Source organism: Paenibacillus sp. FSL E2-0190, assembly GCF_037992965.1.
Classification (GTDB): domain Bacteria; phylum Bacillota; class Bacilli; order Paenibacillales; family Paenibacillaceae; genus Paenibacillus_AQ; species Paenibacillus_AQ odorifer.
On record NZ_CP150306.1, the window covers coordinates 3,121,632 to 3,146,501 of the forward strand.

At 42.2% G+C, this 24,870-nt stretch carries 26 protein-coding genes; 20 read left to right on the top strand and 6 right to left on the bottom strand.

From position 1 onward, the window contains the following. The first annotated feature begins 35 nt into the window (after window positions 1-35). From NST25_RS13595 to NST25_RS13615, 5 genes are all read left to right on the top strand, one after another. On the top strand, window positions 36-1,025 hold the full coding sequence (locus NST25_RS13595; protein ID WP_339190852.1) for an ROK family protein: 990 nt from the start codon (window positions 36-38) through the stop codon (window positions 1,023-1,025). Window positions 1,026-1,105: 80 nt separating this feature from the next. Next, window positions 1,106-1,372, top strand: coding sequence for a PQ-loop domain-containing transporter (locus NST25_RS13600; protein ID WP_076275723.1), 267 nt, complete (start codon window positions 1,106-1,108; stop codon window positions 1,370-1,372). A gap of 34 nt (window positions 1,373-1,406) precedes the next feature. Then, complete coding sequence (locus NST25_RS13605) at window positions 1,407-2,297, top strand: serine/threonine protein kinase (protein WP_339190855.1); 891 nt, start codon at window positions 1,407-1,409, stop codon at window positions 2,295-2,297. 27 nt (window positions 2,298-2,324) lie between these two features. Continuing rightward, window positions 2,325-2,765: an NUDIX domain-containing protein gene (locus tag NST25_RS13610; protein ID WP_340394201.1), complete on the top strand. Its 441-nt coding sequence runs from the start codon at window positions 2,325-2,327 to the stop codon at window positions 2,763-2,765. 64 nt (window positions 2,766-2,829) lie between these two features. Continuing rightward, window positions 2,830-3,363, top strand: coding sequence for a hypothetical protein (locus tag NST25_RS13615; RefSeq protein ID WP_248548180.1), 534 nt, complete (start codon window positions 2,830-2,832; stop codon window positions 3,361-3,363). 11 nt (window positions 3,364-3,374) lie between these two features. Here NST25_RS13615 and NST25_RS13620 read toward each other — a convergent pair whose 3' ends face one another. Continuing rightward, window positions 3,375-3,809, bottom strand: a complete 435-nt coding sequence (locus NST25_RS13620) for a DUF4395 domain-containing protein (protein ID WP_076126204.1) — start codon at window positions 3,807-3,809, stop codon at window positions 3,375-3,377. Between the two features lie 1,109 nt (window positions 3,810-4,918). Here NST25_RS13620 and NST25_RS13625 point away from each other — a divergent pair. Together NST25_RS13625 and NST25_RS13630 are read left to right on the top strand one after the other, a co-directional pair. Continuing rightward, the gene (locus NST25_RS13625) at window positions 4,919-5,488 is read left to right on the top strand and encodes a TetR/AcrR family transcriptional regulator (protein ID WP_076186025.1); all 570 of its coding nucleotides are present in this window, start codon (window positions 4,919-4,921) and stop codon (window positions 5,486-5,488) included. A 50-nt stretch (window positions 5,489-5,538) separates the two neighbouring features. Further along, a complete protein-coding gene (locus tag NST25_RS13630) occupies window positions 5,539-6,993 on the top strand; it encodes a DHA2 family efflux MFS transporter permease subunit (RefSeq protein ID WP_076130929.1) in 1,455 nt (484 codons plus the stop codon). A 194-nt stretch (window positions 6,994-7,187) separates the two neighbouring features. On the opposite strand, the gene NST25_RS13635 is transcribed toward NST25_RS13630, so the two are convergent. From NST25_RS13635 to NST25_RS13650, 4 genes are all read right to left on the bottom strand, one after another. Continuing rightward, a complete protein-coding gene (locus tag NST25_RS13635) occupies window positions 7,188-8,006 on the bottom strand; it encodes an SDR family oxidoreductase (RefSeq protein ID WP_076186022.1) in 819 nt (272 codons plus the stop codon). 59 nt (window positions 8,007-8,065) lie between these two features. Continuing rightward, entirely contained in the window at window positions 8,066-8,599 is a 534-nt protein-coding gene (locus NST25_RS13640) for a PadR family transcriptional regulator (protein WP_081388325.1), read from the bottom strand. A gap of 267 nt (window positions 8,600-8,866) precedes the next feature. Further along, on the bottom strand, window positions 8,867-9,361 hold the full coding sequence (locus NST25_RS13645; RefSeq protein ID WP_340394202.1) for a hypothetical protein: 495 nt from the start codon (window positions 9,359-9,361) through the stop codon (window positions 8,867-8,869). Window positions 9,362-9,498: 137 nt separating this feature from the next. After that, window positions 9,499-10,404, bottom strand: coding sequence for a hypothetical protein (locus tag NST25_RS13650; RefSeq protein WP_340394203.1), 906 nt, complete (start codon window positions 10,402-10,404; stop codon window positions 9,499-9,501). Between the two features lie 132 nt (window positions 10,405-10,536). Here NST25_RS13650 and NST25_RS13655 point away from each other — a divergent pair, with 132 nt between their 5' ends. The 6 genes from NST25_RS13655 to NST25_RS13680 all read left to right on the top strand — a co-directional run bounded on the left by NST25_RS13655 (window position 10,537) and on the right by NST25_RS13680 (window position 16,559). Beyond that, on the top strand, window positions 10,537-10,869 hold the full coding sequence (locus tag NST25_RS13655) for a PadR family transcriptional regulator (protein ID WP_076186012.1): 333 nt from the start codon (window positions 10,537-10,539) through the stop codon (window positions 10,867-10,869). After that, on the top strand, window positions 10,866-12,191 hold the full coding sequence (locus tag NST25_RS13660; protein WP_340394204.1) for an FtsW/RodA/SpoVE family cell cycle protein: 1,326 nt from the start codon (window positions 10,866-10,868) through the stop codon (window positions 12,189-12,191). The genes NST25_RS13655 and NST25_RS13660 overlap by 4 nt, the downstream gene beginning before the upstream one ends. Before the next feature lie 59 nt (window positions 12,192-12,250). Next, window positions 12,251-13,162 (top strand): hypothetical protein, encoded by a 912-nt coding sequence (locus tag NST25_RS13665; RefSeq protein WP_076306756.1) that lies wholly within the window; start codon window positions 12,251-12,253, stop codon window positions 13,160-13,162. Window positions 13,163-13,176: 14 nt separating this feature from the next. Further along, window positions 13,177-13,941 carry a M15 family metallopeptidase gene (locus NST25_RS13670; RefSeq protein WP_340394205.1) on the top strand — a complete coding sequence of 255 codons (765 nt, stop codon included), beginning with the start codon at window positions 13,177-13,179 and terminating at the stop codon, window positions 13,939-13,941. A 130-nt stretch (window positions 13,942-14,071) separates the two neighbouring features. Continuing rightward, complete coding sequence (locus tag NST25_RS13675) at window positions 14,072-14,812, top strand: stalk domain-containing protein (protein ID WP_340394206.1); 741 nt, start codon at window positions 14,072-14,074, stop codon at window positions 14,810-14,812. Between the two features lie 247 nt (window positions 14,813-15,059). After that, on the top strand, window positions 15,060-16,559 hold the full coding sequence (locus NST25_RS13680) for a DHA2 family efflux MFS transporter permease subunit (RefSeq protein WP_340394207.1): 1,500 nt from the start codon (window positions 15,060-15,062) through the stop codon (window positions 16,557-16,559). Window positions 16,560-16,630: 71 nt separating this feature from the next. Here NST25_RS13680 and NST25_RS13685 read toward each other — a convergent pair whose 3' ends face one another. Continuing rightward, window positions 16,631-17,524, bottom strand: a complete 894-nt coding sequence (locus NST25_RS13685) for a DMT family transporter (protein WP_076129293.1) — start codon at window positions 17,522-17,524, stop codon at window positions 16,631-16,633. A 128-nt stretch (window positions 17,525-17,652) separates the two neighbouring features. Here NST25_RS13685 and NST25_RS13690 point away from each other — a divergent pair, with 128 nt between their 5' ends. The 7 genes from NST25_RS13690 to NST25_RS13720 all read left to right on the top strand — a co-directional run bounded on the left by NST25_RS13690 (window position 17,653) and on the right by NST25_RS13720 (window position 24,783). Then, the gene (locus tag NST25_RS13690) at window positions 17,653-18,528 is read left to right on the top strand and encodes a LysR family transcriptional regulator (protein ID WP_076185996.1); all 876 of its coding nucleotides are present in this window, start codon (window positions 17,653-17,655) and stop codon (window positions 18,526-18,528) included. A gap of 360 nt (window positions 18,529-18,888) precedes the next feature. After that, a complete protein-coding gene (locus tag NST25_RS13695; protein WP_339190881.1) occupies window positions 18,889-19,638 on the top strand; it encodes a sulfite exporter TauE/SafE family protein in 750 nt (249 codons plus the stop codon). Window positions 19,639-19,826: 188 nt separating this feature from the next. Next, window positions 19,827-20,870: a LacI family DNA-binding transcriptional regulator gene (locus NST25_RS13700; protein WP_339191195.1), complete on the top strand. Its 1,044-nt coding sequence runs from the start codon at window positions 19,827-19,829 to the stop codon at window positions 20,868-20,870. A gap of 10 nt (window positions 20,871-20,880) precedes the next feature. After that, a complete protein-coding gene (locus NST25_RS13705; RefSeq protein ID WP_076185992.1) occupies window positions 20,881-22,041 on the top strand; it encodes a Gfo/Idh/MocA family oxidoreductase in 1,161 nt (386 codons plus the stop codon). A 25-nt stretch (window positions 22,042-22,066) separates the two neighbouring features. Further along, complete coding sequence (locus NST25_RS13710) at window positions 22,067-22,789, top strand: ThuA domain-containing protein (RefSeq protein ID WP_076185990.1); 723 nt, start codon at window positions 22,067-22,069, stop codon at window positions 22,787-22,789. Window positions 22,790-22,809: 20 nt separating this feature from the next. Continuing rightward, window positions 22,810-23,913 carry a Gfo/Idh/MocA family oxidoreductase gene (locus NST25_RS13715; RefSeq protein WP_076185988.1) on the top strand — a complete coding sequence of 368 codons (1,104 nt, stop codon included), beginning with the start codon at window positions 22,810-22,812 and terminating at the stop codon, window positions 23,911-23,913. A gap of 75 nt (window positions 23,914-23,988) precedes the next feature. Beyond that, window positions 23,989-24,783, top strand: coding sequence for a hypothetical protein (locus tag NST25_RS13720; protein ID WP_339190882.1), 795 nt, complete (start codon window positions 23,989-23,991; stop codon window positions 24,781-24,783). Window positions 24,784-24,870: the final 87 nt, after the last annotated feature.

Below are 24,870 nucleotides of genomic sequence, written 5' to 3' on the forward strand. Positions count from 1 at the left end.
CGAAAGCGATAGAATATCTAATTCTGGAGGTTTTTATGAAACGGTCTATGATAGGGATTGATCTTGGCGGAACCAATATTAAAGCAGGGATTTACGATACTGATTTTATAGCTGTAAAAGAAAGATCTATACCAACAGAGGCTGCTAAGGGCCCAGCCCATGTGTTGGGACGGATTAGAGAAGCAGTACGTTTAATCACGGATGAAGCGAATATTCCATTAGATCTGGTAGAAGGAATGGGAATCGGAGTGCCAGGATTACTTGATCCAGTAACGGGAATTTCTTTTTTCTCACCGAATTTTCCGGATTGGGAGCTTGTACATGTTGTAGATGAGATGAAAAAATTCTATGACTTTCCTACTTTTATTGATAATGATGTTAGGGCTAATCTTTATGGTGAATGGCAACAAGGTGCAGGAAGAGGGTATAACAATCTGGTTCTGATTACCTTGGGAACGGGATTAGGGTCGGGTATTGTGAACGACGGAAAAGTGATCTACGGTACGTCTTATAGCGCTGGTGAAATTGGGCATATGAATATGTACAGGAACGGGCGTCCCTGCAAATGTGGAAGCTCCGGTTGTTTGGGGCGATATGTGTCCGCGATTGGCATGGTGAATACTTTTAAAGAGAAGCTGAAAGAAGGTCGAACAAGTATTATTCAGACTTGGACTAAGGATCAAGTTGAGCAAATTACCGCGTTAATGATATCTGAGGCTTACGAACTTGGAGACGCTCTCTCTATGGAAGTAATGCAGGAGACTGGAACTATACTTGGATTTGGATTAGCGAATGTTGTGAATATCCTCAACCCGGATCTTATTATTGTAGGTGGGGGAATGGCAGCGGCGGGAGATAAATTGCTCCAACCTGTAAGAGAGACTGTGCATCAGCATGCGTTGAAGCTATCAAGCAGTAAGTGTAAAATTGTTCAAGCAGAGCTTGGGAGTCGAGCAGGAACTATAGGTGCGGCCTCTTATGCGTATAGTAAACTGCAAGATGCAGGGAAATTAAACTTTGCTTAGTGTTATTTGTTTTTTTACATGAAATGGAACCAGATCGAGCCGCCCGGAATACAACTGTATAAAACCGTGGAGGTGCTCTTATGTTTGCAATCATGCAATTAATAGGTGGAGTGATTCTTTCTTTGGGATGGATCCCGCAGATTGTTCAAATCCTCAAATCAAAATCCGTAGCCGATTTAAATCTCAAATCGTATTTACTTATGCTGCTCGGGATTAGTTTAATGGAAGCTTATGCGATCAGTTTGGCGGTTACGGGGGTTGGATTAGCTTTTTTGATTACGAATACGATGTCTTTATGTGTTGTATTGCTGGTTATTATTCTAGTGATTAAATATCGAACAAGATAATGAATGAAGCTTATTAATTTAAACTGGATAGTGAATGCAGGAGGTTAATTTGCGCGAAAAAAATTATACATATGAAATCGATGCGGTAACTTTTCAATTACAGGAAGCCTGTGATTTTGCTTGGTTAACTAAGCTGGGAAAAGTGTTTAAAGTGTTCGATCAGCAAGACTCCGGAAATCTTTCTTTTGGCGTGGAGCAGGATGGGAAGAAGTATTTTGTGAAATTTGCTGGGGCGAAACCTTTGACTTATGCCGGGAATCCTCAGGATGCTGTTAACCGTTTAATTGAAGCTATTCCGTTATATAACGAACTTAGATATGATGCGCTGATCACGCTACTGTCGCATTTTGAAGTTGAGTCGGGGTATGTAGCAGTCTTTGATTGGTTTGCAGGTGAATGTTTACATTCGCATTGGCTGTTTGCGGGAGAAGCGAAGCTGAGTCATCCGGAGTCGCCTTTTTTTCGTTATAAGCAATTATCCGTTGAAAAACGTCTGTCTTCATTAGATGTAATCTTTTCGTTTCATGAATATGTGGAGTTACAGGGTTATGTGGCTGTCGATTTTTATGATGGAAGTATTCTATATGATTTTGTAAACGATGAAACTAAAATTTGTGATATTGATTATTATAGACGTAAGCCTACTGTAAATGATCTAGGAGAGAACTTCTGGGGTTCATCCAGATTTAAGTCACCGGAAGAGTTTATCTTGGATGCACCGATTGATGAAGTTACGAATGTATTTAATATGGGCGCCACAGCATTTGTTTTGTTAGGAGGAGCATCCGATCGATCGTTTGCAAAATGGGAAACCAGCCAAGCCCTCTACGAGGTTGCTTTGCGGGCTGTCAGTGCGGTGAGGGAGCAGCGGTATCGGAATGTAGCAGAATTTAAATTGGCTTGGGATGCGGCAAAAAATGTTTGAGGCTGGTGGGAAGGCGAGGGATATAATTTGCAGGTAAACTTTTTTGAGTTGGATAAGGAAAAAGAAGTTGAGCTGAAGTACGTTGTTATTATGGTTAAACATGGTGAAGAATGGATCTTAGCGAGACATCAGAACCGTTCGACGTGGGAGTTTGCCGGAGGGCATATAGAGGTTGGCGAAATCCCGGAGCAGGCTGCTGCCAGAGAATTATATGAAGAAACGGGTGCGGAACAATTCTTACTTTTTCCAATAGCTATTTATAGGGTCACTAGTATTGACGCTCCAGAAAATTATGGTAAGTTATATTTTGCAAATGTGGAACAGTTCGCAGAACTTCCTCCTTATGAGATGGCAGAAATCAGAGGATTTACTGAGATACCAAAAGAACTGACGTATCCCTTGATTTACCCAGCCTTGATATCAATAGTTCAGGATTTCATTAACCATTCATCTTCAGCTGTAGGATAAGAATGATAGCCCTGCTGTTGTCACATGATATGATTAATAAATAGAACAAGCAGGAGGGATTTCATTGAAAAGAGACATTCAGCATGTACCCTATGGCTATGAGCCACCAGTTGAGCAACGTAAAGGGACTTTAGTGTTTTACGACTCTTTTGAACATATAACAGATCAAGAGCTTGAAGTGGCAGCAAAAACTGCAGCAGACCGGCGTTTCACCAAACTGGTGTTATATCCACTTCATGAGGAAACGGTGCGACGGATGACCAAAGAGCCGGTGAGCGCTTATTATAAGCGAGAGGACCGGCTGCATGAATGGAAAAGGGAGCAAGGGCGTAGCTTTATCACGGTAGAGAGTTTGGAAGGGAAGCGAAAGAAGTATACTCCGCTTGATTCAGCGTTGCGGCATCTTTTGGAGATCTATCCTTCGCCGATTTTTCTGTATTTAACGCCTGAGGTGGCGAATCAGTTTGCGTCTTATTCTTCTTTTGAAGAGTGGATTGTAAAGATTCGGTTATTGTTGCCAGCTGCACCTTCATCACTGCATCCACGGTTACTAAAATTTCGCCATCGCTGGGATGTTGTTGGAGAAGAGAGAGATTAAAATTAACAAATTTAATTTGTGCTGCTTTGTTTACGTCTATAATTGTACATTCTCCATTGATAATGGATAAAACATCCGATACAAAAACCTAGGATTGCCACAGTGGCGGCCACCGCAACGAGCGCTGTGAAAATGTAAGCTGCGATCGTCCAGCCAACGATGAAGCTGATGAGACCCCCTGCGAGGCAGAAGACAGCTATGCTTTGATTAAACTGTTGTTGTGACCAGTCTTCGAGTACATAGTGGGAACGCTCTTTTGTCAGAAACCTGGCAGCTAGCTTAATGATGGGATTATAACCGAACAAAAGACCGAGCAATCCGGCAAACAAGGGCAGCGCTAGTATCCAGTGTTGTCCTGTTAGCCATGTTAATATTACAGAAATGACGATAAACGCCTGATTAGTTTTTACTAATGGCCGGGGAATTCCTTTGGGCACGTTTTGCATTTTATTCACACCTTTCTCATTGGAATAATTATAGTATACGCTGGGATTGTGGGAATGGGAAGTAGAGAATTTCAAGCGGACATGGGGTGTCGGAAGTTGATTTAGGGAGGGTTGGAGAAGGTATGGAGATGGCTGGAAGCGGATGGAGGTAGGTGGAGCAGATGGGCGGATGAAGCAGACGGGCAGATGAAGCAGACGGGCTAGAAGGGGGCAAATGGAGCAAATGGGGCGAGTGGGGGCAGAAGGAGCAGATGGGCTGGATGGAGGCAGGTAGTAATTTATTGCCAAAATACAGATGGACATTAATATCATCCACCCACCCAGCACATTACGTCCTCACCTCCTCTCCACAGCACATTGGGACTTCTCTCGTTCACCGCATCTGCTTCACTTCATCTCCTTCACTCCATCGGACCCCAGAGTCCTTATTTGCTGGAAAAGTAACCTTTTGAAAGATTAACGGACCCCAATGCAGCTATGAGCACAAAAAGGGATGAAAGCAGTCCGGTTTGAGGGGAATAGCGACGGTGAGGTCCGGAAAATTGTGAAAAGACATGATTTAGCGCAAATAGCTGCATCTGAGTCCGATAGGAATGTTAGCTTGAGAGCAAGTGTAGTACAGGGAAAACAAAAGTGTGTGAGTAAGTGTGAAGCAAGGGAGTACACGGACAAATGCATACGCGGAAATAGTGTGAGGCAAGTGTGCGACCTAATGAAGCTAATAGCTCGATGAGAAGTAAATGTGAAGTAGAAGGATGTACGAAGTTAGGAGCTATCGGACCCCAGAGTCCTTATATGCTGGAAAAGTAACCTTTTGAGTAATTATCGGACTCCATTGCAGCTATGTGCACAAAATGGGATGAAAACAGTCCGGTTTGAGGGGAATAGCGACGGTGAGGTCCGAAAATGAGCCCAAAAGCATGTTTTAGCGCAAATAGCTGCATCTGAGTCCGATAGGGAGGATGGAGCTAACCCAACCAACCCAACCCAACCCCCACGATCTTCCACCAAAATTACTTTGAATTTAAGTAATTTATGTGTTGACATATCTCTTTGAAATATGGTTTTATTATGTAGACCAATTGTTATAATGCAAAGGAAGTGTCAGCTTGTCGAACAAGCCGAATACGCGTGAGGCGATTTTGGACACAGCTTCGAAATTGTTTTTTTCTCAGGGATATCATGCAACAGGACTGAATCAGATTATTAAAGACAGCGATTCACCGAAGGGGTCTCTTTATTACTACTTTCCTCACGGTAAAGAAGAACTGGCTTTGACATGTATTAACCGGACTAGTGAAGTTGTCGCTCAGAAGCTTAGACATCATATGGAGAACAGCAAGAGTGCGTCTGAGGCAATGGAGGATTTCATTCTAGGAATGGCTAAAGATGCTGTGGAATCCTCATACGAAGGGATTGTTCCGTTTAGTTTTTGGTTGGCGGCGGAGACATCCTGTATTAGTGAGGAGCTGCGGACTGCATGTAAATCTGTGTTTATGGACTTGCAGGATGTGATCAAGAAACGTCTTTTGGATGAGGGCGTAGAGAACAAGCCCGCGGCCGATAAGGCTTCAGTGGTAATCTCTTTATTTGAAGGGGCGCTTCTCCAGACGCTGACTTTTCGGGAGGAACAACCGCTTCTCGCGGCGGCAAAGTTTATCCCAGTAATACTTGGTTAGATACAGACAAATAGATAAGATTATCAGGAGGATTAAGGGTGGAAGCAACTATGCAAGGGAATCAACAAAAAGAGGTCAAGAAGTTTAAGACTATTCCAATTCTTGTCTCTTTATTATTAGCAGGTTTTATCGGAATGTTCAGTGAAACGGCATTAAATGTTGCCTTAAGCGATCTTATGAATGTCCTACAAATTACCCCAGCAACAGCACAATGGTTGACAACAGCTTATCTGCTTACACTGGGTATATTAGTACCAATTTCGGGGATGCTGCTTCAATGGTTTTCGACGAGACAGCTGTTTATAGCGGCTTTATGTTTTTCAATCCTAGGAACATTCCTAGCGGCAGTATCACCTAACTTTGAGTTCTTACTTACAGCAAGAGTGGTTCAAGCTATGGGAACAGCGCTTCTGTTACCACTGATGTTTAATACAATCCTTATCATCATTGCTCCTGAAAAACGTGGGGCAGCAATGGGGATGATCGGTCTGGTTATCATGGTTGCTCCGGCGATTGGGCCTACCATTGCTGGACTGCTAATTGAAAGCCTCAGCTGGCACTGGATCTTCTGGTTGTCATTGCCATTCTTAGTGATTGCATTGATATTCGGGATTCTGTTCATGCAGAATGTAACAAAGGTGACGAAACCGAAGATTGATATCCTCTCCATTGTGTTATCTTCACTCGGGTTTGGCGGTATTGTGTTTGGTTTCAGCAGCGCCGGTGAAGAAGCGGGCTGGGGAAGTCCGAAAGTGATCATTGCAATCATCGTAGGTGTAGTAGCACTGTTATTGTTTGGGCTTCGTCAAATGAAGATGAAGGAGCCAATGATTAATCTGCGTGCTTTTAAATATCCAATGTTCGCTATTGGTGTAGCTATGGTATTTATTTGTATGATGGTTATTCTGTCCTCCATGTTGATTCTTCCGATGTACCTTCAACAAGGACAAGGTTATACAGCTTTCAAAGCGGGTCTGTTGCTGCTTCCAGGTGGAATTATAAACGGATTGATGTCCCCAATTATGGGTCGTATGTTTGATAAATACGGTCCGAAATGGCTCGTGATTCCAGGTCTGATTATTGCAGCAGTAGCCTTGTGGTTCTTCTCCAGTATTACTGTAGCTTCTACGGTTGTGTTCGTAATCGTACTTCACAGTACGCTTATGATTGGTATTTCAATGGTATTTATGCCGGCACAGACGAATGGTATTAACCAGTTGCCACTAGAACTTTATCCAGATGGTACAGCTATTATGAATACACTGCAGCAGGTTGCTGGTGCCATTGGTACTGCATTAGCAGTCAGCATTATGACCGCGGGTTCAAAAAGCTACATGAAAACTGTGGAGAACCCAGCAGATCCAGCTAATATGTTACCTGCGTTCACGAACGGTGTACAAAATGCTTTTATTTTCGGAATGAGTATGGCGATTGTAGGACTAATTCTTGCTTTCTTCATAAAAAGAGTAGTTGTTAATCATAAAATGAATACCCCGATGCATTAATAAATAAATTTGACGCAAGAAAAGGTGTGCGAATAGGTTAGTTTGTAAAATCCCCTTAGGATTGACAGTGAAAAAAAGTTCATGATCTCATGGACTTAACACTGTTGATCGAAGGGGATTTTTTTGTTCGCAATAAGAAAGAGGACCACTCCTCGGTAGAATACCGAAAAGCGACTCCACTTAAAGCTTTCTTTTTAAGAAAAATGCTGGGATATATTAGTCAGATATTCTTCTTCGGCCGTATTTTCTTTCATTTGAATGAGCATTTTTGCATCTTCACCAACAACATATCGGAATTGACTTGTCCCATCTGTGGCGGCTTGATATATTGTTTCCGCAACAAGTTCTGGAGGCGAAGCATACGCAGGTTGTTTTTCCATCTCACCCAATTTACCCAAAAATGCAGTAGTAAAAGGTTTATATTCCGTTAATGCTTCATTAAAAAAGAACTCCATCGATCTACCACCAAAGTCTGTCTGAATGGCACCAGGTTCAATTAACTTTACTTTGATGTTTTGTGATGCTAATTCATAAGATACGGATTCAGAAAAACCTTCTACGGCAAATTTCGTTGAATGATACAGAGACATTGTAGGAAAGGTTACTTTCCCACCCATAGAAGAGATATTGATCAGCAAACCATCTTGGTTAGCTCTAAAATGTGGCAGCATGGCTTTAGTCATACTGATAAGACCAAAAACGTTGACTTCAAACTGTCTTCTGATCTGCTCATCTGTAGCTACTTCTATAAGTCCCATTGTTCCATAACCAGCATTATTGAGAAGAACGTCAATTTTACCGAATCGTTTGATCGCCTCCTCTAACGCAGGTTGAATCGTGTCTGCTTTCTCAACATCGAGCCGTAACACCAACACATTATCGAGTGTAGTGAATTCACTTTCTTGTTCAGGTGAACGCATCGTGGCTACCACATTCCATCCTCTTTCAGCAAAATGTTTTGCTGTAGTTCTACCGATACCAGACGAAGCACCCGTTATAAAAATTGTTTTCATCTACAATTCCTCCTAAAAGTTTTATGAGCGGTACATCTTAACCTGGTTCGTATTAAAACTCACTTCGTAAGTACTAACTTCTCCATGTTTAACAATCCCTCAGCAATGGTTGTTAGTTTAGCCTTATATTCTTCTATGCCAATTTGAATGCAGATGATCTGTGCTGGATGCATTTCATCTTTATAAAGCGAATACTGAGCGAGTAATTGATCTAACTTATGTTGTGATTCCTCTTGAGCTTGCTTCAACCAAATAATCACCTTCTCATACCCGACAAATTCACCAAAATAAAGCCTCATCATAAAATCAGATTTCTTAATACTGTCAGCCTCTAGTGGGGCTAGTAAATAGGCATTAAAACTATCTCTTCCTTTATCCGTGATGTTTAAAAGATTTTTATTAGGCTTACCTTCCTGAGGTATGTTTTCCTTAGTAATCAGACCCTCCTTTTCCATGCGAGCAAGTGTAGGGTAAATCGTTCCATAACTAGAACTATAGAAATTAGAGAATATTTCCTCCAATAACTGCTTTATTTCGTATCCAGTCAACGATTTTTTCATAAGCATGCCTAAAATAACATCCTGACTGTTCAAAATAGGGCCTCCTTTAAGTTTCTAAATATTTGTATATCGTTATCACAATATATCAGACCTTTATATATTGAGTCAATATATATTGGACGGATACTTGGAGTTGTTTTTTTATGTATTCATTTCCCTAGAATATAAATGCAGTGGCGGTAGAATGAGGACTACAAATATGAGGATTATAATAATTAAGAGACATCCCGAAAAAACGACGATCGCTCCCTGGCAGAATACCGGGGAGCGATCGTCATTTAATTCTCACTTATTAAATTTTCATTGTGTCCATTCCATCATATATACTCGTTGTAACTCCACGTTAAGGATCACGATACAGTAGCTACCATCATCTTTTTTCTTATAGTAATAGAATCCTCTTTCTTCGAGTTTTATAGGGTTAGCCCAAAATAATTTTTCGTATTTTTCTTTTTCATTTGGATAAATGGCAATCACAGAGTCTTTGAAACTTGATATTCTCTCTTTTAAGGGGTCAATGGATTCAACATTGAGGGGATGCCAAAATGCTGCATCTTTGATTTCTTTGAATTGCTTTTCGTCATAATCTAATACGTAATAGCTTTCGCCATCCCCATGGAAACTAGGTGGACTTTCAAATATCACCTTTGACTCTGTAGGTTTAGAGATCGATATGCCCCAATTTATCTTCCACGTCTCATAATAGTTCATCGAATTGTTACGGAGCATATATCCAACGAAAACAAATATGAATAGAACGGTAAAACTCAAGATTGTTATTGTTGTTTTTCTCATCGTTGATTCCTCAACATCCTGCTTGTATTACCATTATTATACATGAATGAGGAGAGAATAAGGGATTCTTAATAGAAACTTTACATGCATAGATTTACGATGTATAGTTGTCCTAGGCATAAAAGGATAACTAATATTCATGATATACAGATATTAGTCATGGGAAGAAAAAGCAAATCAACGGTATATATCCCGTAGAATGAGCCGAATCCGGCTCGATGAAGCAAACCAACGGTATAAATCCCGTAGAATGAGCTGAATCCGGTCCGAGGAAGCAAATCAACGGTATAAATCCCGTAGAATGAGCCGAATCCGGCTCGACGAAGCAAATCAACGGTATAAATCCCGTAGAATGAGCCGAATCCGGTCCGACGAAGCAAATCAACGGTATAAATCCCGTAGAATGAACCGAATCCGGCTCGACGAAGCAAATCAACGGTATATATCCCGTAGAATGAGCCGAATCCGGCTCGATGAAGTAAATCAACGGTATAAATCCCGTAGAATAAGCCGTATCCGGTCCGACGAAGAAAATCAACGGTATATATCCCGTAGAATGAGCCGATTCCGGTCCGAGGTAGCAAATCAACGGTATAAATCCCGTAGAATGAGCCGAATCCGGCTCGAGAAAGCAAATCAACGGTATATATCCCGTAGAATGAGCCGAATCCGGCTCGACGAAGTAAATCAACGGTATAAATCCCGTAGAATAAGCCGTATCCGGACCGATGAAGCAGATCAACGGTATAAATCCCGTAGAATGAGCTGAATCCGGCTCGACGAAGCAAATCAACGGTATATATCCCGTAGAATGAACCGAATCCGGCTCGACGAAGCAAATCAACGGTATAAATCCCGTAGAATGAGCCGGATCCGGCTCGACGAAGTAAATCAACGGTATAAATCCCGTAGAATAAGCCGTATCCGGACCGATGAAGCAGATCAACGGTATAAATCCCGTAGAATGAGCTGAATCCGGCTCGACGAAGCAAATCAACGGTATATATCCCGTAGAATGAACCGAATCCGGCTCGACGAAGCAAATCAACGGTATAAATCCCGTAGAATGAGCCGGATCCGGACCGAGGAAGCAGATCAACGGTATAAATCCCGTAGAATGAGCGGAATCCGGTCCCACGCCAATTGTAAAGTTAGAATTTAGGAGGTGTTAGCCGTTGAAAGTAAGTAAAGAGATGCTGAAGGGCAGTACGGGTACATTAATTCTGACTCTTTTACAGGAGAAGCCATTATATGGTTATGAGTTAATCAAAGAGCTGGAGCTGAGATCACAGGGTGTTTTTTCATTAAAAGAAGGAACCTTGTATCCAATTCTGCATGCGATGGAAAGTGAGCGCTGGGTAGAGGCTTACTGGATGGAGGTAGAGGGAAGGAAGCGTAAGTACTATAGAATTCTGGATGAAGGTAAAGAGAAACTCAAGGAGAAAAAAGCAGAATGGGTTATGTTTAAAGGTGCAGTTGACTCCGTTCTGGGAGAGGGTGGTGTATGATGAAAGAGAGGCAACAGCAATTTTTGGATGAAGTGTGTGCAGAGATTAAAGCGAAAAAAACTCACCCAGAGATACGTCAAGAATTAGCTAGTCATCTAGAAGATTTAATTTGTGAAAAAGAATCAGACGGTGTATCACGGGAAGAAGCCATAGCTTGGGCGATCGCACAAATGGGGAATCCGCAAACGTTAGGAAAGGAACTTCATCTAATACATAAACCACATGTACCTTGGGGATTGTTTGGCGTTGTAGCTATATTATCCGCGATCAGTCTGATCGGAATGAGTTCTGTGGATGTAGGCTACAGTGATATTGTTAAAGGTGCTTTTTTGGATAATGCGTTTAGACGCCAAGCGATAAATATACTTATTGGAATTGTATTGATGTTTGGATTGTATTTCATTGATTTCAGAAAGCTGAGAAGTTTCTCGTGGGTATTATACGGAACATCAATAGCAGGAATTCTGTCGAGTATATTCTGGGGGATAACAATAAATGGAGTAAATTATGGTCCTAGGATTTTTTTGATCTTACCTGATATGACATCCTATCGTCCTTATGTTTTGATAGTCGCGTTAGCAGGGATTTTAGTGAATCGTAAGGAATTGGCTAAAAAGAAAACTTGGCGAAGTGGGTTGTTCGACATAAGCCTTCTGTTAGCACCTGCATGGCTTCTTATCTCTTTAAACTCTCTTCCAGAGCTTGTAGTGTATCTAATCTCTTCACTACTATTATATGTATGGATTACTCGCGATTGGATAAAGAGTGTAGTATTATTAGGGTTCTTTGTAATAGTTGGACTAATGTTCATCTTCAATAGCGACTACCTGATGGTCAGAATTATTAGTGCAATAAATCCATCTTTAGATCCAGAAGGTTATGGCTATATATATCAAGTAATGCGTGAAGTTATTAGCTCAGCGGGTTGGTGGGGGCACGGATTCGGAGCAGTAGAACAAAAGCTGCCGTATGTTTACTCAGATATGTTGCCTGTCTATCTTATTCATTGTTTTGGTTGGGCGGGGGCGCTGCTTTTGCTTGCAGTTATCTCCTGGTTCTTTATCAAGCTTCTATCTACGATACGAGCGATTCGTGAGCCCTATGGACAAGCTTTAGTGTTGGGTTTGGCATTTTTACTAGCCATAAGACTAACCTATGGTCTTGCTGTTTTGAGCGGCGGAATGATGTTGACTTCTATCCCGTTCCCTTTCCTGAGCTATGGGAGTCATGTGTGGTTTGAATATGCGGCTATTGGACTTTTGATGGGCATTTATCGTAGGAAGGACATTGGAGCCGTCCAGGATAATACTGTACTGAGTTAGATTCAGGATCCTCTCGTATGTCTAATTATTAAGTATGAATACTTAAGGGAGGTCTTTTAATGGGATGGAAAAAAACAGGCTTGTTAAGTATTGCCTTTGCCCTAGGCTCTATGGGAGGGTTTGGGAGTATACATACAACTGATACTGTAGCTGCCGCAACTGTGAAAGAATCTGCAAAAGTCTATAACCAATTCCAACAATATGTACAGAAACCGGCATCTCTTGCTAACGCACGGAATTATTTGATTAACCATATCAAAGAAGTGGATACCTGGACAGCAACTCAGATGACACTCCAGCTCGAAAATGCACAGAAGGCATATTTACCTGTGTACTCTGAGAAGGTTTTTCCGGAGAATGTTCAGAAAGAGATAAATAATGCTTTTTCCAAAAGCAAAAATCTAACCTACAGCACACTCCTTAATGCGATCAAAGATCCCAATGTACGCAATATGTTAATTGAAGGACGGGATAAGGGGTATAAGCTGGAGACTAGTGAGGGCATGTACTATCCAGTGATGCATTATGAGGGGTTCAAAAGCTTTAAGCCGTATGTCACGAAGGACATCGCTGCTTATATAGACATCATGGCCACTGAATCGAATCAACCAAGTGTTTTTGATGCAGCTATTGTGATTAGTTGGACAGAGTTAACGAACAGGGCGCTTGCACTGGAGGATTTTGTGACGAAATACCCAGCTTCCAATCGGTCAACCGTTCTTCAAAAAGAGCTGCTCAATGCAACTTCACGCTTATTATATGGATCAAGCAACACACCAGCTTATGACTATGATGAGCAAGTAATCAAACCTGAAGTAAAGAAGGCGTATGAGAATGCATTAAAAGGAAACAAAAGCGACACCAGAATCCTAATGATTTTAGAAAAACTACTGCAGTTACTTGATTCCACGAATAATAAACTCACACCTGAAGTGGAGAAATTTCTGAATCAAACGGTTAATTCGAAATGAAAAGGCGGGATCTATTGAGAAGCGGATTTAGAGGAACAAAAATCATAGTTTTCGCATTTGTGCTGTTGTTATGGATAAACACTATTTTTATGGGCAGCGCAGATGCAGCTTACGTTGGATCATCTACAGACAATGTACTGCAGCAAATGCAGCTGGAGAAGAAAAACAGTCTGCCGCAAGGATTTGTCTATTTGGATGAAGTGATTCCTACTGCTCAATTTGAGATTCGTTATTACGGGGACAATAATTTTGTAGGGAAGCGGATTGATGGTTATAAAGCGCCTTTAGCGATCTTTTCACAGACTGCAGCTACAGCCTTGAAGGCAGTAAGTGAGGATTTAGCCAAAAAAGGATATATCCTAAAAATCTATGATGCTTATCGTCCGCAGACCGCGGTGAATCATTTTGTAAGATGGTCACAGAATTCCGCGGATACTAAGATGAAGCAGCAATATTACCCGCTACTGGATAAACGTAATTTATTCAAACTCGGATTTATAGCGAAAAAATCAGGACATTCCCGTGGCAGTACCATCGATTTAACGATCGTCAATAAAGAGACCGGTGTAGATGTAGATATGGGCAGCCCGTTTGATTTTTTCGGAGAGATCTCTTTTTATGATACATCGTTAATCACCAAGACTCAGAAAGCAAATCGCGCAATTCTCAAAGAGGTTATGGTGAAGCAAGGCTTTAAACCTTATAGTAAGGAATGGTGGCATTTTACGCTGATAAAAGAACCTTTTCCTAAGCAGTATTTTGACTTCAAGGTGGAATAATCATTTCTAAAGAAGTGGCTCAACATAATGTTGAACGGCTTCTTTTTTTTCTTGGCTTGATTATCCTTTGGATTAGCACATGCTGGAAACGCACATAATACTTGTAATAACTAAAGGGAGGTTTCGAGCGATGATCAAAATGGCAGCGGTTGTTGTGTTAGGTGTTCTGTTTTTAACTAATGGATTTGGTGGATTTGCCGCTCCAACAGTATGGGCAGACTCCGGCCAGGTTAGCGTGATTTTGAATGGTAAACTACTGGAAACTGATCCCCATTCAGCCTACAATAAGGGTTCCACGGTCATGATTCCGCTCAGAGAGGCTTCCAATGCACTGAAATATACAACAACATATCAAAAAAGTTCAGAAACTATAACACTAACAAGGATAAATGAAATAATTAGATGGAAGCTTAACGAACATTTAGTTAGCATCAATAATGCACAAGAGTTGGTTTTTAAAGATGATTTCGAATTCAGACAGGATCATATCTATGTTCCAATCTCCTTTTTTAAGACAATTGGTTTAGTAACCTCATATGATGGGGAGTCCAATCAAGTTGAAGTGTATACCCCTGAAGTGACAGCGAGTGTTATAGCGGGGTTACTGGTCGGCGGTAAATATAATGAATTATCGGAGCGATATCATTATGATGTGGTCGTAAATAAGCCAAGCTCAAATGGATTACTGGAAGACTGGAAGCAAATTACGATAAAAGCCGGGAATTATCATGGGATTAAATCTACAAAAAGTAGCTATAACGAGGATCAATTTTCTATCCGCTGTGTATTGGATTTTGCAGAGACAGAGATTCCACTTGAAATTATTTTGAACACATCGGGCAAAATTATAGAATTAAGAGAGACGCTCTAATCGGAAAATGATTCCATGATGACTATGCACATTTCCCAAGCGAGAAGATTTTAGGGGATTATGCATAGTCTTTTTGCTGTTCTAATATACTTTCCCAGATAATTTCTGAAGGGTATCGTAAACCCGATGTGTTTTTAATGTAAAAAATGGTTTTATTTGTTGACTTCCAGATTCATCGAATGTAAATTAAAATTTGAAATAATCAATAAAGCATTTAATTAAATTAGAGAAATGAGTGGAGTACTGGATGACAAAAACAATGACTGGAATGAGTTCTGCAGAAGAGCAACCCTTTTCGTTAAAAGCAATCATCCCCCCGCTTCTTGCTATTATTGTCGGTATGATTATGGTTATTCTGGATGGTACTGTTGTGAATGTGGCCGTTCCCAAGCTGGTTGATTATTTTGCTTCCGATCTCAAAACGATTCAGTGGGCGATTACGGGTTATACTTTAGCTTTAGCGGCTGTAATCCCACTCGCGGGCTGGATGACCGATCGTTTTGGATCGAAACAAGTTTTTCTGGCAACTCTTACGATGTTTATTCTTGGCTCTATGTTATGTTCGGTTGCACAAAGTTCATCTCAGCTCATTATTTTTCGAGTCATTCAAGGTCTTGGCGGGGGGATGGTTGCTCCCATTGGGATGGCGATGGTTTTTAAATTAGCTCCAGTAGAACGTCGAGGTTCTATTATGGGGATGCTTGGTATTCCAATGCTCTTAGCACCGGCACTCGGTCCAGTCTTATCCGGTTGGCTGGTGGAGTACGTAAGCTGGCACTGGATCTTTCTGATTAATGTACCTATTGGAATTGTTGGTATTATTCTTGGTGTTAAATATTTGCCGAAGTCTGAACAAAAGAGCAAAGGCAAACTCGATATCCTAGGCATTATCCTTGCCCCAATTGCCTTCTCTATGTTGGCTTATGGGGTGAATGAAGGCGGTGGAACAAGCTGGTCGTCTACTCCCGCTATTGTTGGCTTATCTGTTGGAGGGGTTGCATTGATCCTTCTTGTCATTGTGGAGCTGCTTCACAAAAATCCGCTTTTACAACTGCGAGTTTTCCGTTCGTCGGATTTCACTCGGGGTATTATTTTAACTTGGGTTATGCAAGCTGCTTTGTTTGGGTCCATGTTATTTGTGCCCCTTTACCTGCAGCAGATTCGAAGCTATACCCCGCTGGAGACCGGCCTGATTCTACTTCCGCAGGCTTTAGCTTCAGCAATCGGAATGCCGATTGGCGGCAGGTTGTTTGATAAGATCGGGGCTCGTCCACTGGCGTTTGTTGGGCTTAGTATCATTACGGTCACCTTGTTCCTGTTATCCGGAATTAGTGTTACAACAAATTTATCGTTAATTATGACATACCTCGGTTTCTTAGGCTTTGGGATGGGTCTAACGATGATGCCTTTGAATACTCATGTTTTGAATGCTGCTCCACGTGAATGGGTGGGAAGTGTAACTTCACTTACTGCTGCTGCTCAACAAGTCGTTGTTTCATTTGCTATAGCTGGAATGACAGGTTACCTGACTAGTCAGATCGCTGTTCACATGGGAGCACTGAAAGTGGGAAGTAATCCTTTGACAGCCGCAGTTAGTGGTTTTGATGATGTGTTCTTCCTGTCTGGCTGCATAGGTGTGGTAGGTGTATTGATGAGTATTATTTTGCGCAAGCCTAAGCTTTCCACTGGAGATCCTTCCTCTGGAGAGGGACAGAAGGCAGATGCGGCGATGATGATGGGGCATTAATTGAACCCAAAAACATAGATAATATAGAAAAGGCGTCGTTCAGCTTGTATAGTTGAACGACGCCTTTATTGTTATAAATGCTCTGGTTTCTTCTGAGCCCACGATGCGGGGAGACTTGCTTTACCAAGCAGCTCAGAAGCCACGATTCCCAGCAGAACAAGCGCTGCGCCAGCATAGCCTTGCATCGATAACTTCTCAGCAGCGAACCAATAACCAAACATCGCAGCGAAGACCGGCTCAAGGGAGAAGATTAGTCCGGTGCGGGTTGGTGAAGTATATTTTTGAGCAATAGGTTGCAGGATGAAACCACAGGCACTGCATAGGATACCAAGCGCTAGAATTGCTGCCCAACCTGGCAAAGTAGAGGGGAGCGAAGGTGTCTCGAAGATTGCGGACAACACTAAGGCCAACCCTCCGGCAAATCCTAACTGCAAGATTCCAATATTCAGGGAATCACATTCTTTTACCGCCTTGCCTGTAAATAAGATCTGTACCGCATAGAACACTGCCGAAAGGATACACAGAAAGTCACCCGGTTGAATAGTTAAAGTTGCATTTAAGGTAAGAAGTCCAATCCCGGCTATGGCGAGGATGGAGCCGAACACTTGCGGAGGTGCAACTCTTTTTTTGAAAATAACTCGATCCAAGATCGGTACAAAAATAACCGTCAATGCAACTAAAAATCCTGCGTTTGAGGTGGTGGTTGTTTGAAGTCCGAAGGTTATACATGTGAATACGCCTAGCAGGAGGAATCCGAGGAGAGCACCATATTTTAATGTTCTCATGTCTACTCGTCTTAATCGTTTGTGGAATATCATAGCGGCTAATATAAAAGCAAGTCCGAAGCGGAGTGCAATCAGATTGAATTCGCCTAACGTACCTAACCCCATTTTCATAAATATGTAAGAGGAGCCCCAAAATAATGTTACAACTAACAGCAGCAGCTCAGCTTTGAGCGGTTTCATCTCTTCATCCATCCTTCTTCATTTTCAACTCAATATAGTATAATACGGCTCTATACATAAGGTAACTGAATGTTTATCATAGGATACATGAGTAAAACTTATGTAATTTATAAGGGTGGGAACAGAGGTTGAGCATTAATAAATATGAGATTTTTCTGAAAGTTGTAGAGCTAGGCAGCTTAACAAAAGCAGCAGAAATGCTGGGTTTTACGCAATCCGGAATTAGTCACACCATTAGCAGCTTGGAAATGGAGTTTGGGTTCGCGTTATTAATTAGAAATAGATCCGGTGTGAAATTGACGGTAAACGGGGAACAAGTTCTGCAGCCTATCCGTGAAATCTTGAAATGGAACGAGAAATTGAAGCAGGAGGTAGCGGACATCCACGGGCTAGAGATTGGCACGATCACCATCGGTACGTTCACCAGTGTGTCTGTGCATTGGCTGCCAGGGATGATTAAGCAATTTCGCAGTGAATACCCATATATAGAAATCAAGCTGATGGAAGGCGGTTATTTGGAGGTTGAGCAATGGATAGAGGCTGGAGTGATCGACTGCGGTTTTATTTCACTGCCTACACGTGAGAAGTTTGACGTAATTCCTTTAAAAAAAGACCGGATGTTAGGGATTGTATCTAAAGAGAATCCGCTTAGTGCAGAACCCTTTCTTTCCTTATCGCAAATTGCTAAGGAGGATTTCATTATCCCGAAAGCAGGCTCGGATTATGATGTTAGACGTGTGCTGGATAAGGCGGGTATTAAACCTAATGTTAAATTCTCAGCAGGTGATGACTATGCCATTATGTCGATGGTGGAGAAAGGCCTTGGCATTAGTATTTTGCCAGAGCTTGTCTTGACCCGGCAAAATTATAATGTGGCTATGCTAGAATTGGAGGAACGTAGTTTCAGATCGTTAGGAATTGCTGTCCACTCTATGAAATATGCTTCTCCCGTCACCAAAAAATTTCTAAAGCATGTGCAGGTGTGGCTGAAAGATAACACCTAAATAAATACGTCAAAAAATAAGAAACTGATACCTCATCAAAGTTAAGGGGGATCAGTTTTTTTGTTTAGTACTTCAGCTAGTTTTTCAGAAAACAGGAACTACACACAGGCCCACTGTAATCGATTTTAAAGGATTTTCGTTAAACATATGTATATCTCCATTATCTTATAGTTTTGGCGGCATTATAGAGGATTTAAGAGACGTTAAATTGCATGTTGATCCTCTATTAATATCTGTTTTAGTATAATTAATATGTTATAATTAGAAGAGTGGAAATAAGGAATGTATTCAGATGTTCTGGAAATGTGAGGACTTTATGCACAATTACGGATGGATGAGATTAGGAGGAGGATTATACGATTGAGCGTTACAATAATTACACTAGTCGTAGTAGCAGTATTTATAGGTGCCTTAATGAGAACCGTGTTTGGTTTTGGTGAAGCGATTGTGAGCATGCCACTGCTTGCACTGCTCCCGATTCCTATACATACCTCAGTTTCTTTGATTGGATTGGCAGGCCTCACGGTTGCCTCACTTACAGTTGTGAGTGGGTGGCGGCATATAGAACGACCTATTTTGATTCGACTAGCACTCTCAACAGTGATAGGAATTCCTGTAGGACTAGTCATGCTTTATTTAGCACCTGCAAGTGTAATTATGACTGGACTTGGTATATTTTTGATTGTTTATGGAGTTTATTCGGTGATTAAGAAGAGAATATTTAAGACGATCGATCATCCCTTGCTTAAGGCAAAAGGCTGGGTGTATCCTTTCGGATTCGCTTCGGGTGTCCTTGGCGGTGCTTATAACTTTAATGGTGTCCCTGTCGTGATCTATGGTACTTTAAGACAATGGAATCCGGATCGTTTTCGGGGTACGTTGCAAGCTCATTTTCTTATTTCTGGTTTACTCGTTGTAACGGGTCATGCTATCGGGGGATTGTGGACGGTGGATGCTCTTATTCTTTATGGATATTCTATTCCAGCAATTCTCTTAGCTACGGTGCTTGGGGTATATGTGAATAAACGTATTCCTGCTAAAAAATTTGAGAGTTACTTATTTCTGATTATCATTTTACTTGGTGTCCTAATGCTAGTACCTCGCGGATAGTTGAAAAGAAATAGAAAGACGTTCTTCTCCTTAGTGTATATGAACGTCTTTTAAATTTATCCAATCTTAGGGTTGACGAAGAGCCTTGTTCATGAGAAAATGTACGCGCGTACATTAAATGAATGCGTTTTCGAATAGCGAATTGAACGAGGCTTAATGTCACTGTTCATAACCTATGAGAAGGAGGAATTTATATCGCCAGCCGTAAAGAGGTTGCCGAGCTTGCAGGTGTCTCAGAAGCCACAGTGTCTCGCGTGTTAAACAATGTTGGTCCGATTAAGGAAGAAACGAAGGAACGTGTGTTGGCAGCTGCACTGAAGCTAGGCTATACCCCTAGTTCACTTGCTCAGAGCTTTGCTCGTAGACGGAGCGGGAACTTGGGTGTAGTGATGCCTTATTTGCCGAAAGCCCGCTTGTTCTCCACTTATTATTTTTCGGAAATATTAAGTGGAATAGGGAGCAAGGCGCGAGAAGAGGGTTATGATCTGTTAATGCTGTTTCGGAATGCCGAAGAGCCAATGGATTATAACGAGTTGTTTAAGATGCGGAAGATCGATGCTTGCATTGTGCTTGGCGCTAAAGAAGAGCCAGGTGAGCTAGCCTCACTCCGCCGTTTGAAGGAAGAAGACCATCCTTTTTGTCTGATTAATCAGCATTTTGCTGGGGAAGCTTTTCACGAGGTGGATGCCGATCATGTCGAAGGAAGCTGGCAAGCAGCTAAACACTTACTGGAACAAGGTTTTACGAGGATTGCTTTTCTAAATGGGCCAGAATCTTATTCCAACAGCCGAGATCGTTTAACGGGGTATACCCGCGCTTTGGCAGAGGTGAATCTTTCTGTAGATTCTTCACTTTTGTTCGAAGGTAACTTTAGCCGGAAAAGCGGAATTATAGCTGCCAAAGAAATGTTACCTTTGCTGAATGAGATTGATGCGATTATGGCCGCTAATGATCGGATGGCCATAGGTTTGCAGCAAGGGCTGCAGGAGCTAGGAATACCAAGGGATCGCCTGCCAGCTATTGTGGGTTATGATGATTCGGAAGCTGCGGAGCTTACCACACCTGCATTAAGCAGTGTGCGGGTTCCCTTTTATGAACTAGGTGAACTTGCCGCAGCCCAAATCATTGAATTGCTGGGAAACAATCTGGCAGAAGTACCCGTACCAGCCGTACAGATCAAATTACCGACAGAACTAGTTATACGAGCTTCATCTAAATCTATCAACACTTAGGAGGAATAAGATGAAACAGCTTCGCATTGGAATGATCGGTTATAAATTTATGGGTAAAGCCCACAGTAATGCTTATCGCAGTTTGCCTATGTTTTTCCCGAAAGCGCTTAAACCGGAAATGTCTGTAATCTGTGGACGTAATAGTGAAGCGCTTGGAGAAGCTGCATCGCAGTTAGGCTGGGCGGATTGTGTTACGGACTGGAAGGATCTGATCGCTCGAGAGGATATTGATCTTATAGATATTAATGCTCCCAGCAACGCGCATAAGGAGATAGCTTTGGCAGCAGCCAAAGCAGGTAAACATATTTTTTGTGAAAAACCACTTGCGCTGACCTTGGCGGATTCCCGTGAAATGCTGCAAGCTGCTGAAGACGCGGGAGTTACACATATGGTTGGTTTTAATTATCGCTTTTCTCCGGCAGTTCGACTGGCTAAGAAGCTCATAGAGAGTGGGCGGCTGGGAAAGATTTATCATTTTCGGGCTTGGTTTCTACAAGATTGGATAATAGATCCGGATTTCCCTTTAGTATGGAGACTGCAGAAGGATATCGCCGGTTCAGGTTCACATGGAGATCTGGGGGCGCATCTCATAGATTTGGCTCATTTCTTAGTAGGTGATATGAAGGAAGTAATCGGCATGAGCGAGACCTTCATAAAAGAGCGTCCGCTCGCCGCTGAAATGACTGGTTTAAGCGCTAAAGGAGATAAGGATGCACCCAAGGGTAAGGTTACCGTTGACGATGCCACCTTATTTTTAGCCCGTTTTGATAATGGTGCTCTGGGCAGCTTTGAAGCTACAAGATTCGCAGCGGGTCATCGCTCTACCAATTCTTTTGAGATCAATGGGAGTCTTGGCAGTGTGAAATTCGACTTCGAACGTATGAATGAATTAGAAGTTTATTTGACCTCGGATGCAGAGGATGTACAAGGTTTTCGTCGTGTGCTGGCGACCGATCCTGCTCATGAGTATGCAGAGGCTTGGTGGCCACCAGGTCATACGATTGGTTTTGAACATACGTTTATTCACGAAATGCTGGAGCTTTCTAACGCAATTGAAGAAGGTCGTCAGCCAGAACCGAATTTCAATGATGGAGTGAAATGCCAAGCGGTGTTAGAGGCTGTAGAACGCTCTATTGATGAACGCCGGTGGGTCGATTTATCTGAGATGTAATCTAACCTTAGAAGGAGTGCTGAAGATGAGAAAAGCATTGATTGTATGGGGCGGTTGGGATGGTCATGAGCCTGAGCAGGTCGCTGATATATTCGCTAAAATGTTGCAAGAGGAACAGTTTGAAGTTGAAGTATCGAATACACTGGAGGCTTTTGCTGATGCAGATAAGCTTCTTGGACTAGATTTGATCGTGCCGGTATGGACAATGGGCACAATCGAGCAGGATTTTGTGAATCATGTCTCAGCAGCTGTACAGCATGGAACAGGTCTTGCCGGTTGCCATGGCGGGATGTGTGATTCTTTTCGTAATAATGTAGATTGGCAGTTTATGACGGGTGGACAATGGGTAGCTCATCCTGGGAATGACGGCGTTAACTATACCGTAGAGATTTGTCAAAGCTCAAGTCCTCTGGTAGAAGGATTAGAAGATTTCAGTGTTTGCTCAGAGCAATATTATCTGCATGTAGATCCAGCTGTTGAAGTGCTTGCTACGACTCGTTTTCCAGTAGTTGAAGGGCCTCATTCGTATAATAAGGCTGTTGATATGCCAGTAGCTTGGACAAAACGTTGGGGCTTGGGCAGAGTTTATTATAATTCACTGGGGCATCATGCGGACATTGTAGATCAGCCGCAAGTGCGTGAAATGATGCGCAGAGGGTTAATATGGGCAGCTGAAGGTAAAGCGCAAGCATTATCCAATGTTTCGGGGGTTAGGAATAGCTATAGTGGAATGGCAGACAGTCAATAAATTCTGGGAGCGATCAGCGAATGGATAAAGTCAAAGTTGGTATTATTGGATGCGGTAAAATCAGTAGTATCTATATGGAGAACTGTCAAAAGTTCGAGATCCTTGATCTAGTTGCATGTGCAGATTTAGATTTGGTGAGAGCACAAGAACAAGCGGATAAATACAATATTCCAAACGTCTATACCACAGAACAATTACTGAATGATCCAGAGATAGAAATCGTAATCAACTTAACGATCCCAGCTGTTCATGCGGAAGTATGCCTGAAAGCTATTGAAGCGGGTAAACATGTATACGTTGAGAAACCTCTAGCTGTGACGAGAGAAGAAGGACGCAAAGTTCTGACTGCGGCGCGGGAAAAGGGAGTACTTGTGGGCAGTGCACCGGAGACATTCTTCGGAGCGGGAATTCAAACGGTTTTGAAGCTGATAGATGAAGGAGTAATTGGCGAACCTGTTGCAGCTACTTCGTTTATGCTGGGCCGTGGACATGAGCATTGGCATCCAGATCCGGAATTTTATTATGCCGCTGGTGGAGGTCCAATGTTCGATATGGGTCCTTACTATTTGACGGCTTTGGTGCAGCTGTTGGGTCCTATTCATACGGTTAGCGGAATGACTGGGAAAGCGCTGGAAGAACGTACGATTACAAGCGAGAAGAAATTTGGGAATAAAATTCCTGTTCAAATTCCAACTCACGTAGCCGGAACCTTACGATTTGAAAATGGTGCCATTGCAACGTTGATTACAAGCTTTGATATCTTTGGCGGGAGCAACCTGCCGCATATAGAAATCTACGGAACGCTAGGAACGATTCAAGTTCCAGACCCGAATAACTTTGGGGGTCCCGTGAAACTCCGGCTTATGGGTGAGAATGAGTGGACGGAACAGCCGTTGTTGTCAGGGTATGATCAGAATACCCGCGGGATTGGACCAGCAGATATGGCTTACGCCATTCGGACGGGTAGAGAGCATCGTGCCAGTGGAGAACTGGCTTATCACGTATTAGAAGCAATGTGGGCTTTCCATGATTCTTCTGATGCTCATTCATTCTACGAAATGGAAAGCACCTGCACTCGTCCTGCGGCACTTCCAATCGGTCTTGCTCCTTATACTTTGGATTAGAGAATTCTTCCTGAATCTGCAACCTATCACTTCCGGTCTTCGTTTGAGAAGATGAAGAGTGGAGGTGTTAATAGGATGCGTAAGATAATTATTGGTTGGATATGGATTCCCGTTGTTATTTTGTTAATCAGTGGCTGTTCAGAGGCTCAACAAGCGAATAAGGAGCCGGTTCCAACTCCTGTAATTAGTTCAGAACCACAAATTTTAGCTTCTACGAACCCCGCAATGGATGATCCAGGCGCGGTTAAGACTTTCTTATCAGCCCAGAAGATTCCTAACGGAGATATTTATCTGCAAGATAACAAGGTTCATATTAATATTGTAGGTTTGAACTCGGAGATTGAGCAAAGCCTTGCTCAGACTTTCACTGCAGGTACTTATGAACTTCATGATGTGAAATATACGATGCAAGAGTTATTAGCTGCTCAAGAATTGTTGCATGAACAAGAACTATACCAGAAGCTGAATCTCTACGGCTCTGGTGTAGATACGATTGGTAATAAAGTAACTATAACCATTCCGTCAGATGATGCGGAAGCAGCTAAGCTTGAAATTGAAAAGTGGATCGATCCAAAGATGTTGACCTATGATATTTCAGAAATAGGTGATCCGCATGTAGTAGGTACAATCGTTGATATCGATACTAAACAGGCGAAGCGGATTCTAATCCTTGAACCTGGTAACGAAGATCCATCTTACTGGTTCACATTCAATGCGAAATCTGAAATGTTTAATGAAGCTGGAAAGACCATCAGCTTTAAGGATTTACAGGTAGGACAGCAGGTTAAGTTATGGAATACAGGGATGGTGCTGGAATCTTTTCCCGCGCTTGCGAGTGTGCGGAGGATGGAGCTAGCAATTACTGAATAATCTAATAGACCCGTCAACAGGTAGCAAGTGCTCCACGTATTTGAACTGTAGATGGAAAGTGAGGGTGCTCTAACCCTCACTTTTTTT

What these genes read in the sequence shown, in the direction of transcription:
- NST25_RS13720 (WP_339190882.1), top strand. Translation starts at nt 23,989, where the DNA reads ATGCGTAAGATAATTATTGGTTGGATATGGATTCCCGTTGTTATTTTG.
- NST25_RS13605 (WP_339190855.1), top strand. Translation starts at nt 1,407, where the DNA reads ATGCAGGAGGTTAATTTGCGCGAAAAAAATTATACATATGAAATCGAT.
- NST25_RS13630 (WP_076130929.1), top strand. Translation starts at nt 5,539, where the DNA reads ATGCAAGGGAATCAACAAAAAGAGGTCAAGAAGTTTAAGACTATTCCA.
- NST25_RS13595 (WP_339190852.1), top strand. Translation starts at nt 36, where the DNA reads ATGAAACGGTCTATGATAGGGATTGATCTTGGCGGAACCAATATTAAA.
- NST25_RS13645 (WP_340394202.1), bottom strand. Translation starts at nt 9,361, where the DNA reads ATGAGAAAAACAACAATAACAATCTTGAGTTTTACCGTTCTATTCATA.
- NST25_RS13685 (WP_076129293.1), bottom strand. Translation starts at nt 17,524, where the DNA reads ATGAAACCGCTCAAAGCTGAGCTGCTGCTGTTAGTTGTAACATTATTT.
- NST25_RS13715 (WP_076185988.1), top strand. Translation starts at nt 22,810, where the DNA reads ATGGATAAAGTCAAAGTTGGTATTATTGGATGCGGTAAAATCAGTAGT.
- NST25_RS13620 (WP_076126204.1), bottom strand. Translation starts at nt 3,809, where the DNA reads ATGCAAAACGTGCCCAAAGGAATTCCCCGGCCATTAGTAAAAACTAAT.
- NST25_RS13675 (WP_340394206.1), top strand. Translation starts at nt 14,072, where the DNA reads ATGATCAAAATGGCAGCGGTTGTTGTGTTAGGTGTTCTGTTTTTAACT.
- NST25_RS13660 (WP_340394204.1), top strand. Translation starts at nt 10,866, where the DNA reads ATGATGAAAGAGAGGCAACAGCAATTTTTGGATGAAGTGTGTGCAGAG.
- NST25_RS13665 (WP_076306756.1), top strand. Translation starts at nt 12,251, where the DNA reads ATGGGATGGAAAAAAACAGGCTTGTTAAGTATTGCCTTTGCCCTAGGC.
- NST25_RS13710 (WP_076185990.1), top strand. Translation starts at nt 22,067, where the DNA reads ATGAGAAAAGCATTGATTGTATGGGGCGGTTGGGATGGTCATGAGCCT.
- NST25_RS13635 (WP_076186022.1), bottom strand. Translation starts at nt 8,006, where the DNA reads ATGAAAACAATTTTTATAACGGGTGCTTCGTCTGGTATCGGTAGAACT.
- NST25_RS13600 (WP_076275723.1), top strand. Translation starts at nt 1,106, where the DNA reads ATGTTTGCAATCATGCAATTAATAGGTGGAGTGATTCTTTCTTTGGGA.
- NST25_RS13705 (WP_076185992.1), top strand. Translation starts at nt 20,881, where the DNA reads ATGAAACAGCTTCGCATTGGAATGATCGGTTATAAATTTATGGGTAAA.
- NST25_RS13680 (WP_340394207.1), top strand. Translation starts at nt 15,060, where the DNA reads ATGACAAAAACAATGACTGGAATGAGTTCTGCAGAAGAGCAACCCTTT.